At 66.1% G+C, this 16,533-nt stretch carries 7 protein-coding genes; 4 read left to right on the top strand and 3 right to left on the bottom strand.

All coding sequences use genetic code 11. The annotated features are described in order from the left end of the window. The first annotated feature begins 21 nt into the window (after nt 1-21). Complete coding sequence (locus tag ACFVQ0_RS24075; protein WP_390091203.1) at nt 22-201, top strand: DUF6480 family protein; 180 nt, start codon at nt 22-24, stop codon at nt 199-201. A gap of 19 nt (nt 202-220) precedes the next feature. On the opposite strand, the gene ACFVQ0_RS24080 is transcribed toward ACFVQ0_RS24075, so the two are convergent. Beyond that, nucleotides 221-1,054: a DUF6056 family protein gene (locus ACFVQ0_RS24080; RefSeq protein ID WP_390091205.1), complete on the bottom strand. Its 834-nt coding sequence runs from the start codon at nt 1,052-1,054 to the stop codon at nt 221-223. Nucleotides 1,055-1,274: 220 nt separating this feature from the next. Between ACFVQ0_RS24080 and ACFVQ0_RS24085 the strand changes: the two genes are divergently transcribed. Then, the gene (locus ACFVQ0_RS24085; RefSeq protein WP_390091364.1) at nt 1,275-5,861 is read left to right on the top strand and encodes an AAA domain-containing protein; all 4,587 of its coding nucleotides are present in this window, start codon (nt 1,275-1,277) and stop codon (nt 5,859-5,861) included. Between the two features lies 1 nt (nt 5,862). Then, nucleotides 5,863-6,675 carry a hypothetical protein gene (locus tag ACFVQ0_RS24090; protein WP_390091207.1) on the top strand — a complete coding sequence of 271 codons (813 nt, stop codon included), beginning with the start codon at nt 5,863-5,865 and terminating at the stop codon, nt 6,673-6,675. Nucleotides 6,676-6,840: 165 nt separating this feature from the next. On the opposite strand, the gene ACFVQ0_RS24095 is transcribed toward ACFVQ0_RS24090, so the two are convergent. Continuing rightward, the gene (locus tag ACFVQ0_RS24095) at nt 6,841-11,484 is read right to left on the bottom strand and encodes a sacsin N-terminal ATP-binding-like domain-containing protein (protein ID WP_390091209.1); all 4,644 of its coding nucleotides are present in this window, start codon (nt 11,482-11,484) and stop codon (nt 6,841-6,843) included. Nucleotides 11,485-12,216: 732 nt separating this feature from the next. Further along, a complete protein-coding gene (locus ACFVQ0_RS24100; protein ID WP_390091211.1) occupies nt 12,217-15,495 on the bottom strand; it encodes a GH92 family glycosyl hydrolase in 3,279 nt (1,092 codons plus the stop codon). 316 nt (nt 15,496-15,811) lie between these two features. On the opposite strand from ACFVQ0_RS24100, the gene ACFVQ0_RS24105 reads away from it, so the two are divergent. Further along, entirely contained in the window at nt 15,812-16,417 is a 606-nt protein-coding gene (locus tag ACFVQ0_RS24105) for a class I SAM-dependent methyltransferase (RefSeq protein ID WP_390091213.1), read from the top strand. The last annotated feature ends 116 nt before the right edge of the window (nt 16,418-16,533 follow it).

Genomic DNA, 16,533 nt, shown 5'->3' on the forward strand with positions numbered 1-16,533 from the left:
GTAAGGCATCACGCTTGAACCATGGCTGAGCACCTCATACCTCCCGGTGAGACCCCTCCTGCCGAGGGCTGCATCGCCGAGGCCCATGAAGAGCGCCCGGACGGGGGCGTGTGGGAGCACCCCAAGATCTGGCTGGGACTCATCGTCTTCGGCGCGGTTCTCATCGCCGCCTTCTTCATCGCCCGCATATTCGCCCTGTGATCCGGTCGGCTGGGTCGGGTCATGGCAACCGCAGTGCGTAGTCAACGTGTTTCACGTCGTAATAGCGGGCGACGCACGCCGTCGACCGGCTTCGCTTCCCGTTGCCGAACGGCTCCGTCATCTTGCCGATGGGCGTCGGCGTGTACGGGACGACCTGCGCCCCGTGTGCCACCCGGGCGCGGATCCAGTGGTCCTGCCGTTCCCAGTCGTGCGCCCGCACCCGCATCTGACTGCCCAGGTGGACGAGCGGGGGCGTGAGGCCGATACATGTGCCGGCGCACAGCACCGCGGCGACCCAGCGCATCGCCGCGACGTGCGGCCGGAACCCCTGGAGCGCCTGCCCGAGCAGCATGCCGAGGCCGGTCGGCAGCACGATGTACAGGAAGAGGAAGTCGTTCCAGAGCCGGGTGGAGGCGACCACACCGGACTTGAAGACGGGATACGCGACGAGTGTGGCTCGATAGCCACTGATGAGGAAGGTGATCACTCCGGCGCCTACCAGCAGGACCGGCCGGCGGGGCGGGCCCGGTGTGGCGCCGCCGGGCCCCCGCAGCACCAGACCGAGCAGGGCACCGGCCGCGACAGCGCCCAGATACGGCCACGCGGAGAGTGTGTCGATCATGATGTGCCCGAAGCTGCGGGTGACCCCGGCCAGGGAATCCGGAGCGATCAGCGAGGTGTCCTTCACGGCGCCGAATCGGCCTCTTCTGCGCCGCGAGCCCGGAGACGTCACCAGGATCAGTGCACCAGCCACTGTTCCGGCCAGGCCGACGGCGAACCAGACCCGCAGCCGAGGGCGTTGCTGCCCGCCCACCGTCCAGAAGGTCAGCACGAGCGCGGCGAGCAGTACCACCAGAGGTGACCCTGGAGACCGGGGTGAGTCTTCGCGCGTTCGTGCTCGGCGGTGCTCTTGAAGTAGCTGCCCGCCCTGCCACCTCAGGGGTGGCCGATCGGGGCGGGCAATGATCCGATGCCTGTCTGAAAAGCGTCTTGGCTAAGGTCTGCCGCATTGCCTAACCCTTAGCGCTCATGGACTCTGGAAGGCTTGCCACGGTGGCGGGCGTTTGGGGGATGTGATGGTACGCCCGGCAGTACGCGACGGCAGTGATCCCAAGGCTGTCCGTGACACGCGCGTGTTGGTCGACTGCCTGCAGGAGCTGGTGCGAGGCGCCTACCGGCCTGTCAGGAACTGCAGCAAGTACCCCGAAACGGTGTGGCTTGCAGATGTTCCAGAGGGACTCGTCCGGCCCGTAAAGGACGCCGACTCCCGCATCATGGTGGTGAAGCACCGTCCACCCCTGGACGCGCCCCGGCTGCCAGCAGTTCTGCAGGGACGCGTATCAGTCGAGGCCGCAGTGACCGCCGCCGCGGAGCCTCCCGAGCTGCTCGACGACACGGCAATGTTCAGTGAACGGACAGGCGCCTTCACTGACGAGGCCGACGATCCGAAGGAATTGGATGTCGGTAGCTCAGATGTGCGTAAGGCATACGAGGGCTGGGCCGGCCGATGGAAGCGATGGGCGCAGAAAGAGCTAGCGGCTGTGTCGCACCGCCGTCTGCACCAGCAGCTGTATCGGATTGCCAAGAAGATCCAACAGGACGGTGACTCCTTCGAAACCGTCTTGGCCGTAGGCCTCCTGCAAATGGGAGCCGAGCGAGCTTCGGCTCGGGTACGCAGGCACATTGTGACGGTTCCTGTCACCCTTACGGTTGATCCGAATTCAGTCAACGTCACGGTGTCTCTGGTGCCGGGTCAGTCAGGTCGCCTGGAAGATACCGAGTTTCTCAGCGAGTCTGATGGCTACACCTCGGAACTACTGGGGGTCGTACGTTCTGAGGTGGAGGAAGCCGCCTTCCACCCCTTGTCAGACCGGGCGTCTGAGGCCGTGCGCTCATGGGCCCAGCGTGCCTTCGGTGTCGAGCGAACACTTCCGTTCGACTCCGGCAGCGGGCACCCTGACCTCACCGCCGACCCCCAGGCACGGTCACTGCATCATGCGCCGGCGATCATCCTGCGCGAACATGGCCAGCGCTCGGTACTCGGTTTCTTCGAAAGTATCGCGCGAGTCTTGAAGCGTCCCGGAGCGCAGGCGCCTTTGGGGCTGGCGCAGCTGCTGTACGACCTCGAACCCGAGCAACGCACCGCCTGGGGGAGCAGTAAGGGTCCCGTCCCTCCGGCACTGGGCCCGGAACCGCTATTCCCCATGCTCACAAACGCGGCCCAGCTGGACGTGCTGGACAGACTGCAGCACGACACTAGCGTGGTGGTCCAAGGCCCGCCAGGCACCGGAAAGACCCACACGATCAGTAATCTCATCGCGGCGCTTCTCGCGGATGGCAAGAGAGTCTTGGTCACCAGCGAAAAGGGACAAGCTCTCAAGGTACTGATCGACCAATTACCGCCCAAACTGCGCAGCATGTGCGTGCTCCAGCGCGATCAGTGGCAGGGCGGCACCTCCGACCTGCGCCAGTCGCTCGGAGCTCTGGCCCACCTGAGCGCGACCACGAACACTGAGCGGCTTCAGCAGCACATCGAGACCCAGCAGGCTCAGCGGCACCAACTTCTGGCTGAACGGGCCAAGCTGCGAGAACGTCTGAGAGCGGTACGGGAAGTGGAGTGGTATGAGCACCCCGAGATCGCACCGGGATACCGCGGCCGCCTCGACGAGATTGTGCAGACGGCCGAACGGGGCAATGCTGATTACCAGTGGCTGCCGCCGCTGCCTGCACAACCAGGGCAACTGCCACCACTGGATACTGACGAAGCTCAGCGGCTATGGCTGCTGGTGACCCAGCACGGCCCAGAGATCCTCGATGCTCACATTCAGTACTGCCCCGATCCAGGCACCTTGCCCGACCTCGACGAGGTCTCAGGTCGCATCAGGGACATAGAGGCAGCTAACACAGTCCTCGAATCGGAGCCCGTAACGCCACTAGCCCAGGCCCTGGCCGAACACGGTGATGTGGAGCTTGCGGTGACGGAACGCCTACTGGAGCAAGCCCAGCAGGCCCTTCAGGGTATGGGGCTGTCCGCAGACTCTGCAGCGTGGCAAGAGAAGACCTGGCCCACTCGCGCGCTTGCGGACGGTATCGCACGACGCTCGCAACAGATGTGGGACAGCATCCGTAACGCCTCACAGCGAGCCCAACAGACCCAACAAGAGATCGCGAATGCCTCCTTCCTGAATGTGGAAGTGCCCCAGCTACCCGAAGGCGAAGAGCGAGAACTACTGGTAAGCAGCCGAGACGTTGAGAAGTACCTCCTGGGCAACGGTCAATTGAACAAACGATGGCCTCGGCCAGCTGTCCTCAAACAAGCCCGGGTCCTACTCGAACAATGCAGAGTCGAAGGCATGGCACCCGCCAACCGAGAGCAAGTCACCGCGGTGGTGCACCATCTGGAGATGCGCTCCCATATCCGTACTTTGCGCAGCCGCTGGGCAGGGGTCGGATGGGACGTCGAGAAGAACACACCAGAGCTACTGTTCTCCGAACTCCTGGACAGGGCTTCCTTGCTGCAGGTCATCGACTGCTGCGTCGCGGCAATCCGCCAAGTCCACACGAGGCTGCTCACCAACGGTATCCCAGTACCTGTCACCACCATTGATCAGTGGCAGAACGTCCGACGAGCCACTGCACAGGCCCGGAACTTGCAACGGGTCAAAGCAGCAGACCGCCAGCTCAATGAGCTTGTCACTAGCCTTCCTCAGCCACAAGCTCAAGGCGTTCAGGAGCTTCGCCAGGCAGCTGATGCCGTAGCTGCCCGCGACGCCGAGGCCTATGCCAACGCAGTGCAAGCACTGACGCTGGCTTACCAGCGTGAAGCGGACCGTCGAGAGACAGGGAGATTGTTCCAGCGACTGAGCGAAGCCCACACTGAGTTGGCGCAGGTGTTCGCCTCCGACCCCCTCGCAGGGCACTGGCGTGATCGATTCGCTGCTTTCCCCCAGGCGTGGGCTTGGCGGCAAGCACAGGACTTCCTCGACACCGTTCTCCTCCCAGGCCGTGAGGAACAGCTTGAAGGTGAGCTGGCGCAGATCGAAGGCAGACTCCACGACCTGGTAGAGGGCCTCGTGTGCGACCGAGCAGCCCTGCACTGCGTGAGCCGCATGACCACGAAACACAAACAAGCCCTGGCCGCTTACGCCAGCGCCATAGCCAATGCCGGCCAAGGGACAACGGACTACGGAAAGCGCCACCAACGACACGCGCGCTCAGCCATGCAGACAGCTCAGGGCGCGGTCCCCGCATGGATCATGCCACTCAGGCAGGTAGCCGAGACGATCAGCCCGGAACCAGACTCCTTCGATGTTGTGATCGTCGACGAAGCCAGCCAGGTTGGTCTGAACGGTCTCCTGCTGCTGTGGCTCGCGCCGCGGATCATCGTCGTCGGGGACGACCGCCAGTGCGCGCCCTACTACACCGGCAGCAAACACGACCGGATCACTCAAATCTTCGACGAACGCATGGATGCGCTTGAACCCTGGCAGCGCGAAGGCTTCGACCCCAAATCCAACCTGTACGAGCTGCTTTCCTCACGCTTCACCGAAGTGGTCCGTCTCACCGAACACTTTCGCTGCATGCCCGAAATCATCAAGTGGTCCTCCATGCAGTTCTACCCCGACAACGAGCTCATCCCGCTGCGTCAGCACGGCTCAGACCGGCTCTCCCCGTTGAAAGTCGTCCACGTACCAGAAGGCCATTGTGAAGGACGCAGAGATAAACTGATCAACCGCCCCGAAGCAGAAGCAGTCGTTGACCAGCTCTGCCGCCTCACACAGGACCCGGCCTATGCCGACCGCAGCCTAGGCGTCATCATCCTGCGCCAAGGCGCCCAGACCCGGCTCGTACAAGACCTCGTCGACCTGCGCATCGACATGCCCGCTCGCGAGCGCCACAACATCCTGGTCGGTACTCCTGAGGAATTCCAAGGCGACCAACGCGACGTCATCCTGCTCTCCATGGTCGTCGACGGCGCCAACGTCATCGCTGCAACTGGTCGCAGCCATGAACGGCGCTTCAATGTCGCAGCCAGCCGAGCTCGCGACCAGATGTGGCTCTTCCACTCGATGACCGTCGACCAACTGAGCAGCAAAGACTTGCGCCGCTCCCTGCTCACCTATATGCAAAACCCGCCCCCGCCCTACACCCACGCCCGCCAGCCGGTCAACGTCACCCCAGACCAGCTATGCGCCCCCTTCGACTCGCTCTTCGAGCAACGCGTCTACCTACGCATCAAGGAACGTGGCTACGACGTAGTGCCGCAATGGGAAGTCAACGGCAAGCGCATCGACCTCGTCGTCACCGGGGGCCACGGACGCCTCGCCGTCGAGTGTGACGGCAGTCCCCACCACTCCACGAGGCAACAGATCCACGACGATGCGGAGCGCGAACGAGAACTACGCCGCGCAGGCTGGACCTTTTGGCGCGTGCGCAGCAGCGCCTTTGCTCTCTCGCCAGAGGATGCCCTGGCCCCTCTGTGGAAACGCTTGACCGACCTCGGTATCCACCCGGATACCACATCAGACAATTCCGCAGATGGCACAGAACCTCTAGCGGTGTGGGCGCCGGTCGGTCTGGCTGAAGCCGAGGCCGAAGAGGAAGAGGAAGAGGCAGACCCTTATGACGGTGAACTGGACGACGACAGCGAGGCAGTCTGACATGGAAAACTTCGACGAAAGCACTCTCGAAGAGCTTGCTTCCATGATCAGCGGAGATGAGGCTGGCATGAAACGCCGCGGAGGCTGGGAGCTGGCGCCCTTCCTCCGCCGGGCCGGCTGGAAGGACGTTCCCGATCACGACGGCAGCCCACGAAACCCATGGCTTCTGGATCTCCTGCGCGAACGTAAGGAAGACGACGCAGGAGACATCGAACGTGTCGTTCTACGCCTGGCCGACCGGCGCGAGTACCAACAACAACCCAGCGAGTACACCCCCGTCATCGAACGCCTCCAAGAAGTCCTGGCCCTTGAAGGAATCCGCGTCGACTACCGCAACGGCCGACCCAGCCTTACTGAATACGACCCCGACGAACCACCACGGCCGCAGCGCGTCGAACTCAAGGTCACCATCACCGACATCGTCGCTGATCCCGACTTGGCCCGCGCCGTCCAGCTACGTCTTGACGAAGCGCACACTTGTCAAGAACACGGCGCTTACACCTCAGCGGTCATCATGCTCGGCAGCCTCCTCGAAGGCGTGCTCGTACACGCAGCCGAAGTCAGGCCTGCCAGCGAGCCGCTGTCCAAGCCGCTGCGCTCGGCCGGGATGCAGGACCTCGTTCAGCATGCTTACGTCAATGGATGGATCGACCAAGACGCGAAGATGGCTTCGGAGCTCCTGCGGACCTACCGCAACCTGGTTCATCCGCTCGCCGAGAAGCGAGCCAAGCACAGCGCAGACTTCGATACAGCCGACCTCTGCTGGTCCACTGTCAACGCCGTCCTCAATGACCTGGCGGCAAGCCGCGTTTAGCCCCTAGTAGGGAGACGGGAGCGCGTAGCTATGGTCGGCTGGTTGTCCCCATCCAGGAGGCTGAGGGCAACCAGCCGACAAGGTCATTTGTGAGCTCGCGCATGGGTTCGTTGTCGTCTGATGGCATGGAGCCGACCGGGCGCCCGACGTCCGAGGTGGGTCACGCTAGCGGTCTGAGCTGGGCCATTCGTACACGGTCGATTCCACTGCCCTGTCCCGTACGCGCTTGAGGCGGACGTCTGTCGGCGGTTCGACTTCGAAACGGTGTACGGGGTCGTTCACCAGGCGGAGGGTCGGCCTGCCGGCGTCCTTCTCCAGGTGCGAGGCGATCACGAGCGTGTAGTTCTCGCCTTCGCTCCAGGCCCGTACGAACTCGGAACGTGTAAGCGTCAGTTCGCTTGGCACCGCGCCCCCGTGGGCCTTGATCTCGTAGTAGCGCCCAGTCGAGTCGTACGCGTCGGCGCCCATACCTGACGCACCCCGCTGGTCGTCCAGCTTGACTCCTCGCTCTTGCAGGATTCGGCGAAGAGCCTGGATGACGAGCTCTTCCTTGTCATGGTCCGCGTAGCCAAGCGGTGAGGCCTGGCTGCGGGGTGGGGCCCCTCCGGGCCTGGGCTGGGGGAGTGGGGCCCCGTGTCGGCGGGGCGAGGGATTCGCCAGCCCTGACGTACGGGCAGGGGTGTTGCCCGGTGTGTACGGCGCTCCAGTGCGGGTAATGCTGCCGGGCAGGGCTTCGAAGGCGGACGCGTCCACCAGAGGGCGTGCGGCCGGCGCGTGGTGTGGGCCGGATGGGGCGCTGGACCCGGGGTTTGCGGACGAAGGCGCGGTGACCGAACCGCTGCGGGGTGGCGGGACGACGACGGCCGGGCCGATGCTGGCGCCCCTTTGCGTGGGCTGCTTCCCGTTCGGCATCGGCGGGACGGAAGCCCGCTGTGCGCGTCGGCGCAGTTCTTCGGCGAGTCGCTGCCGTTCTTCGTGACTCTGCTGCCCTGACGATGTGAGCGCGGTCCCGGACTTTGCTTCCACTAGATGTTCCTCCCAGACATCCCGCCAACTGTGGCCCACGCGCGACCTTTCCTCCGCGAAGTGGGCGGCGATAGCCGTGCCCGCTCCCGCCTTGGTGGTCAGAGCCGCGTTCGAGTTCAGGAACAGCGTGTTGCGGCCGCGGTCGATCTGCGCTTCGACGGGGAGCTCGATGGGTGCGTGGGTGGCTCCCGGATCGAGGCGAATCATCAGGCCGGGGAGCAGCCGGACTTCCAGGGCCGCCAGCCAAGCCCAGCCGGTGAAGGCCTCGGCCGTCTCGGGCTCGTCGCGTACCAAGAGGTCCTGGAGTGCGGCGACTCCCTGCTGGAACTCTTCCGTCAGGCTCCCGTCCGCCGGCTGGTTCAGCACTGCGTCCCCAGCCTTGCCCATGCCTCCGGACTCGTACGTGATCTGGGCGCCCGCGACGTCCAACGGAGTGATGCGCAGTGGACCGAACAGCGCCGTGAACTGCTGCACGTTCCCTCCTGGCTTCCACAGCGGCAGACGGCTTGTCAGCGCCCGCTCGACGCGAGAGTCGGCCACGGCGAACACCGCGTTGCTCTTGCCCTTGACCCAGCCTGCCGTGGTCCACAGAGGCAGACTCCGCAGTCTGCTTTGCAGCCCGGGTGACATGGGTTTCTCGTCGGATCGGATCACGTCCCGCAGGCGGCGCAGAGCCTCGAGCATGACCCTTTCGTGCTCGGCGTCGAGGGTCGCGCCGGTCCCGGAGATCTCCTTTAGCACGTCGATGAGGTCATCGAGTCCGGGTTCCGGGATGCCCAGTACCTGCCACAGGGGATCGATGTCAGACCCGGTCAGGGCGAAGGGACGGAACCCACGCAGGATCGCGGGTCCCTGGAAGCACTTGCCCGATTCCGTCCATCCCTGGTCGGTCAGAACGAGGTGCTCGTAGCGGAACTCGTTGCGGATCTGCTTTTCCACTGCCATTTGAGCTGCATCTGCCGGACGGCGCGTTAGGCGTCGGGCAAGGGACTGGTAGACCAGCAGCGCCTCCGCGCGCAGGCTGTCCGGTACGTCGGCATCGGTATCGGCCTCGTCGTGACGGTCCCGGAGTTCACGCAGCCGTTCCATAAGGCGCGGGACGTCGGGGTCGCCGGAGATGCCGAGAGCGGTGAGGACTTCCGTGCGGGTGGCCAGGGCCTGGTGGATTGCCGGATGCAGGTATCCGGGGTCCTCGGGTCCGTACAGGGCCTCCGTGTCCGCTGTACGCAGAGTGAGCTCGGCCGGCGGCTTGAGTCGGCCGTGGCTGTCCTCCAGCCAGGCGGTCTCCCGGAGCTGCCATACCCAGATGGCCGCCGTCTCGCCCTTGAGGTTCCACTTGTAGTGGCCCCGGGCCATGGGGACGACGGCCTTGTCCGAGTTGGTCAGCAGTGTGGTGAGAGTGCGGAGCAGGGCGGCCGTGCGGCGTCGTCGCTCGTCCACGTTCTTCTCAGCCGCGATGTTCCTGACCACTGCGGCGATGTCGCTGCTGGTCAGGTCGTCCAGGGTGTGGTCGGCTCCCGTGCCCGTCATCTGCTGCCGCCGGTCTGCGATGGACCACCTGCAGTACCGTGCGAGGCCGATCCGGGAATCTCCCGGGTATGTCTTGGTGTCCGCCGAACTTTCGCGCACCGCAGTGAGCCGAGGCACGTCCGCCACGCCCAGCAAACGTAGGAAGACTGTCCTGCTCAGGCCACCTGCCCGGGCGGCGGAGAGAAGCGATCGCGTGTAGGAGCGACGCACCCAGATGAGACCGGGAGTCCTGCGCGCAGCGACCTCGAATCGGTCTCCGTCAGCGCTCTCCAACGCCTGGGGGAGGTAGGCGGCGCCGGGCCTCACACGGCGGGGCTGCTCGGTTCCGTCCTTGTCGTAGGTGAACCCGTTGAGGAGGATGGCCCGTCCGATGCCCGGACCGAGCGGGTCGCGCAGCTTCTTGGGCATGTCGCCAAGTGCCTGTTGCAGGGCCACGAGCCGGGCTGTCTCCGTTGCCTCGTCGCCGTCGGCAAGTCGTCCGCCGGCTTTTCCGAGCCGGGAGACGATTTTCAGCACGGCTGCCGTGTCATCGCGGCGCACCAGGCAGTCCCGCCGCCGCAGCCATGCGGTGACCGTCTTCGTCCAGGCGTTGTCCTCCGCATAGGCGGGATGCAGGTTCAGAACGACGCCTAGCAGGTCCAAGGGACCGGTAGGCCCGCCGGACGGGTCGGCGAACGCGTTCTCTGCGAGCTGCGGCCGAAGCCGGCGTCCGTCGGCAGTCGCCAGGCACGTCCGGCTGGCCAGCGCATGATCGAGGCCCGCTTCGATGGCGACCGCGGCGAGCCGTACGAGCCGCGCGATGTCCTGCCACTCGTCGTTGGAGAACAGGCTGAGCGCGTCCGTTACCCGCACCTCCGGCCGCAGATCTGCGGCACCCTCCGCACGCCAGTCCGAGAGGACCTCCCGCCAACGGTCGGCGCTGTCGCGGACGGCGGCCGGCAAGGTGTACGGGGCTGTGCTCAGCCGGGCGATATCGGTGGCATCGAGGACTTCAGACAGCGCGGCCTCCTCGACCGCGAACTCGGCCAACAGGGCGTTGGGACCGTCTTCCGCGACGGGCAGGGCCAGTTCGGCGGCGAGTGACTGCCGTGCGCGGGTGAGTAGAGCGGTGCGGATCCGGTCCTGGAGCAGGCTTGCCGACCCGGAGCCTGAGGGGAGGGCAAGGGGAACGAGGTGCCACGCTGTGTGATCCACCCTCTCCAGGACGTCGCGTACGGCGGCTGCCCACAGGTCGGCGATCACGGGGACGAGCTGAGTGTTGAGGAGGCTGCTGGCGAAACCCTCGCGACTGGCGACGGGGTCGAACTGGGTGTGGACTCGGGCCGCCATGTCTAGAGGGGCGACGGGTAGGCCGGCGTGGACGCTGCCGTGCGCCCCAGGTTCCAGGGGCAGTGCGACGCCCACGGGCACGAGCGGGCCCAGTGCCTTGTGGCTCCGTTCCCAGTCAGGGTGCGGTTCCACCTGGGCCGTGTACACACGCCACCGTGCTCCGTCGGTCGCCTGGGCGTGCTGCACACTCACCTGGTGCTCGACGCCCTCGATCAGGAGCCGACGCTCTGTCACGTCCGTCCAAGTCAAGGACATTACGGTGCTGTGCTCGCCCGCCTTCACCTCGAGGCTGCGGAGGTGACGCAGGAAGAGCAGGGAAGCGTCGTTCCAGTCGTCGAACCATGCAAGGAGCTGGGCTGCGGTCAGTGTGCCGGGCGTCAGCGGGATGCAAAAGACGGTCCACTCGGGTCCGGAGATCTCGGTGGGGAGTTCCGGCGGTGCCGCGGGTTCGAGGCTGGTACCGGAGAAGCGCACGTGGAAGGGGTGGCAGTGCACCTCCCAGACCGCGGTGAGGGCCCTGAGCGTGGACAGTCCGATGCCGAACCGGCCCGTAGTTTCGGCGTCGAACGTCTTGCCGCTGAGCCAAGGCATGCCGAGTGGGAGAACATCGGCCAGGTGCAGGCCGGCTCCGTCGTGGGCGACCAGAAGACGGCCGGACTGCAGCAGGATGCGCAGCTGTTCGGCTCCTGCGTCGTCGGAGTTCTGGACGAACTCGGACAGAACCTGAAGTCGGTCTGTCGAGAGTGTTTTGGCACCGTGCAGCGCGCCTTCGGCCATCTTGCGGTGGACCCCGCGGCCGCTGCGCAACCCCTGATCGAAAAGCCGGACAGCGCGTGCGGCTTCGTCGGGGGTCGGCACGTCCACTTCGACAGATGCCTCCGGATCTTCCAGAAGCGTGTGTACCGCAGCCGCGAGAGCGTCCACGTGTGTACCCCTCCCCTTCGTTGCCTTTTGATGTCGGCAAGCCTGGGGTCCGGGACGATCCCCGGTGATCGGGCTGACGTGATTCAGCCATGTACGTGAGGTGCCGCTGCGTACGGTGCAGTTCGGTCGGAGAACGCTTGTGATGGGGTTGCGGGCAGCGGAGGGGATGACACCGGGCTCTGGCAAGGTGTCGAACGCGGCGGAAACTGATTCCGATCACCCTTCGACTGTCAGACTGGACTGGTATAGCACCTGGGCTGGTCAGATCGCCGTGCCGTGGGCCCGCCCGACTTCGTACGGTGAGGAACGATTGGCGCGGGCAGAGTGGTCCCGCACGGCATGAGGACGGATGGTGACGAGCGTTGCGGCTCCTAGCCAACTTTCCGAAAAGGAAGTGACGAGCTGACAACGCGAAGGGAGTGCCACGGTCGACTTATGCGCGCTGTACCCGCTTGTGAGCCGCCGCATGCCCCCGCAAGGTGATGACGATGGCAGGCGCTCGGTGCGCGTCGTCATCCGGTTAGTCTGGGGTTGTCTTAACGGAGTTTCGCGGACACCAACGGGGACAACCCGGAACGTCAGGTGCGGCTGAGCTTCCTGGGGTAGTGGGCCGCTTCGAGGTCTCCCAACCACGCGATGCCTGTCCAACGATCGGCGGGAGGCAGACCCCGGCCTCGGGGCCCGCCTCCCGCCGATCGCTGTAAATCCGTGTGCCGGGAGTGACCGCGACGGTCAGTGCTCCAGGGTCATCGCGTAGATCTCCAGGTCGCTGTCGCGTTGCCAGTCGAGCCCTCCGGACCCGGGTGCGACCCAGGCCGGCACGGATGGTGTTGCCAGGGAGAGGGACCGGACCTTCTTCCCGGACTCCAGTGGGACGGTCGTTCCGTAGAGCGATGCCGGGGTGGTGGTCTTCCCGGTTCCGGCCTTGAGCTGGTACGCGGTCGTCAGCGCGACGGCGTTGCCGAAGTCCGGGGTCTTGTTCGCCCAGCCGGTGAGTTCGAGCGGAACCGTCGCGGTGCTGCCGTCGGTGTAGGTGACGACGGCGGTGGCCGACGCGGCGCCGGTGCTGCCGTTGTCGGAGGCGCCCACAATGTGGAGGCTGTGGTAGTTGCCGGAGGGCAGAGCGATTGCCTGCCCGGTGGACTTGACGAAGTTCTTGCTGGTGCCGGAGGTCTCGGGCGCCTGGTAGGTGACCCCACCGAAGGTGACCGGCCCCGGCGCGGGCAGTTGGTCGGCGGCGAAGCTCGTACCCGTGCCGTCGAAGTCTCCCTGGCCCGGGGCGGCGAGCGTGGCGACGCCGTCGTTGTTGTAGGTGCCGTTCAGTTCGACGGCACATGAAGTGCTCGTCCTGATGGCGCAGCTGCCCGACTTCTCGACCACGACGCCCACGGTCTTCCTGACCGGCGCGGCTCCGGGGAGTTCGGCGGCGACCGTCACCTTGTAGGTGCCCGCCTCCGTTCCGGCCGGCGCGGTGATCCGCAGGTGCTTGTTCAGCTGGGCGGGGAGCCCGTTCGATTCGGCCGTCGCCGTCGCGCGGGACGGTGAGACCGACCACCCCTTCGGCGCCTTCGCGGTCACGGTGACCCGCGCGGTGTGCGGAGCCGTGGCCAGCAGCGTCAGGTCGACCTGCTGCCGCGAGGCGTGGTCCGCCGTGGGCTCCAGGACGGCCCGGTCGGGGCCGACGTCGGCGCTGAGCCGGTGCTGCGGATTCGGTGTCGTATTGATCGACGGCGGGGAGCTCTTCGCGGCCGTCGCCCACGCGGTGGGCTCGGTGCTCAGGGCGTAGTCGATGCGCCCGCCGTGGGCGATGTCGGCCTGGTCGACCCACGCCTTGTCCCAGTGTTTGCCGTTCACCGTCGCGGAGGCGATGTAGCGGTTGGCCATGCTGGTGCCGGGCGCGGAGATCGTCAGCGTCCCGCCCTGCTTCTTCCCGTACTCACCGATCCGCACCCGGGCGTTGGGGAACTGCGGCGTGGTGATGACGTCGAAGTTGCCACCGCTGGTGGTGGGGTAGAGCCCCAGCGACGACATCACGTACCAGGCGGACATCTCACCCATGTCGTCATTGCCGGGGATGCCGCCGGGGCTGTTCGTGAACAGGGTCTCCTGTGCCTTGACCACGGTCGCGGTGTTGCCGGGCTGCCCCGTCCACGCGTAGAGGTACGGCGCGATGAGGTTCGGCTCGTTGTTCGGGTTGTACTTCGTGGAGCCGTAGTAGTCGTACGGGTCACTGACCCAGGCCGTGCGCGCGGTCCCCGCCGGGTCGGTGAGGAGGTCGTCGTAGGCGAAGAAGTCGTTCAACCGCTTGTCCGTCGCGTCCTTGCCACCCAGCATGGCGACGAGCCCGGCCGGGTCCTGGGGCACCGACCACTGGTACTGGCTCGCGTTCTGCTCGTGGAACGCGTGGTCGCTCGTGACCGGGTCGTACGGGGTCAGCCAGGTGCCGTCGGCCGCGGTGCGCGGCCGGAACTGGCTGGTCCGTGTGTCGAACACGTTCTTGTACGCCTGGCCGCGCTCGGCGAACATCCTGGCGTCGGCCGTGTGACCGAGCCCCTTCGCCATCAGGGCCAACGACGCGTCGGCCGCCGCGTACTCCAACGTGGCCGACGTCCCGTAGTAGCAGTCGTTGTCGTTCGACTTGGTCGGGCAGCAGTTGCCGCTCGTTCCTCCGTCGCAGTCGGCGCCCGACTTCACGTTGAGGCCGTAGGGGACGTATCCGCGTTCCGCGTAGTACGCGGCTCCAGCACGCCCGTTCTCACGGACGTCGGCGGGCGGCACCTCGGTCGCGTTCGCCCGGAGGTACTTGTACGCCTCCTGGGCGTCCGCTCCGGTCAGCAGCCCTTTTGACCAGCCCTCGACCAGGAACGGCGTGACCGGGTCGCCGGTCATGATGTTGCCTTCCTCGTTCTCCAGATACCAGCGCGGAAGCGCACCGCCCTCCCGTGCGATCGCGAGGATCGACATGTCGATGTCGTGCGCGACCTCGGGAACGAGCATCTCCAGGAGCTTGTTCTGCGTCCGGTAGGTGTCCCACAGCGAGAGGTTGCTGTACGGGGTGTAGTCCCTGGCGGTGTGGATCTTCTCGTCGGCTCCGACGTAGCGGCCGTCTACGTCACCGATGATGTTCGGATCAACCATGGAGTGGTACAGCGCCGTGTAGTACGCGACCTGCTGGTCATGCGAACCACCACCGATCGCGGCCTTGCGCAGCATCGAGTTCCACTCGGTGTTCGACGCCTTGTGCACGGCGTCGAAGTCGAAGCCGAACTTCCCCGTCTCCGCCGCGAGGTTCCCCCGGGCGCCGTCGAGCCCGGTGAAGGAGAGCCCCACCTTCGCGACCACAGGGGCGTCGTTCTTCCTCGTGTCGAACGACACCCACGCCCCGTTGGAACCCTTGGCCGCCGATGTGCGGGACCCCGGGCTCCGGTCGGTGCCCTTCCAGGTGCCGTACGACGTGAACGGCCGGCTGAGCTGTGCGACGAAGTAGGTCTTCTTGGAATCCTCGACCCACCCCTCGACCGTCCGGTCGCCGACGACGTGGATCTCGGAACCGGCGACGCCGGAACCGGCGTTGAACATCACGTTCGCCTGACTCGTCCGGGGGAACTCGTACCGCTGCCACCCGGTCCGCTCGGTCGCCGTCAAGGCGGCGGTCACGCCGTACCTGTCGAGCTTCGTCCGGTAGTAGTCGGGCCCCGTCGTCTCGTTCTCATGACTGAACGCGGACGCGTACCGCGCCGGATCGGTCGAGGTCACCGCGCCGGTCGTGGGCATCATCGGCAGATAGTTGAACCGGCATCCGTTGATCGTCGTCTGGCTGAACCCGATGACCGTGTCGGAGGACTCCTTGTCACACCCCGTGCCACCGGACGTCTTCATCAGCGGACTCTCCTGCACCAGGCCGAACGGCGCGCCCGCGGCAGGGAAGGTCAGCCCCTCGTTCTCGGTCCCGATGAACGGATTGACCAGCTTCGTCAGATCGGTTCCCGCGCCCGGCGTCGCGTCGGACACCGCTGCCCGATCGGCGGCGGCCGCGCTCGCCGCGCTCCCGGTGACGGATCCCGCGGCAGCGAGGGCGATACAGAGCGCAGCCGTCCCCAGCCGGTTCCGTAGACGCTGTGCCGTCGATCCGTTCCGGGCCGGTGCGTATCGCGTTGATTGCATACCACTCCCGTCGTGCGCCTGCTCGAAGACATCGTTGTCATGCACCGCACGTGACGCTAGATCGTCCCCTCCGCCCCGGCAAGGGGTCGCTGCCGGCGTTCGGCTTCGGTGTGCGGCTCCGGTGTCGGCTTCGGCCGGCGAGAGGCGCCCTATGCTTGGCCCCATGAGTCGTTGGACGGATTTCGCCGGGAAGGCGTCAGGGGAGGACTACGCCGCACGATTCGCGACCCTGGCCCGCAGTGGCGAGGACGTACACGGTGAGGCGCGGTTCTGTGCGGCTCTCGTTCCGGCCGGAGCGCGGGTGCTGGACGCGGGATGCGGTACCGGACGGGTCATGATCCGGCTCGCGGAGCTCGGGTACGACTGTGTCGGGGTGGATCTCGACGCGTCGATGCTGGCCGTGGCGCGGAAGCAGGCGCCGGGACTGCCGTGGTTCGAGGTCGATCTGGCCGAGTTCGACCCGGCCCGGATCGATATCCCGGGAGGGTTCGACCTTGTCGTCGCCGCGGGCAATATCTTCCCCCTGCTCGCCCCCGACACCGAGGCGACGGTGGTGGAGCGGCTGTCCGCGGCCCTGCGCCCGGGTGGGCTGCTGGTCGCCGGCTTCGGCCTGGACGAAGCCCACCTCCCGGTACCGCCCGGCCTCACGCTGTCGGACTACGACGACTACTGCGCCGCGTCCGGCCTCACCCTCGTCGACCACTTCGCCTCCTGGGACGCCGAGCCCTACGACGGCGGCGGCTATGCCGTGAGCGTCCACCGTCGATGAGCACGTACCGCAGGTCCTGATCACCGCGTCCACCGAACCCCTCGCCGATTCGCTGCTCCAGGCCATCGTTGACCTTTGATTGATATCTTTCGGTTGTCGAGTGAAGGACGACGGGT

Origin of the sequence: Streptomyces sp. NPDC057900, from assembly GCF_042887885.1 — a bacterium.
Taxonomy (GTDB): Bacteria; Actinomycetota; Actinomycetes; order Streptomycetales; family Streptomycetaceae; genus Streptomyces.

Excerpts from the sequence above, each read along its gene's own strand:
- ACFVQ0_RS24075 (WP_390091203.1), top strand. The coding sequence starts at position 22 with ATGGCTGAGCACCTCATACCTCCCGGTGAGACCCCTCCTGCCGAGGGC.
- ACFVQ0_RS24090 (WP_390091207.1), top strand. The coding sequence starts at position 5,863 with ATGGAAAACTTCGACGAAAGCACTCTCGAAGAGCTTGCTTCCATGATC.
- ACFVQ0_RS24105 (WP_390091213.1), top strand. The coding sequence starts at position 15,812 with ATGAGTCGTTGGACGGATTTCGCCGGGAAGGCGTCAGGGGAGGACTAC.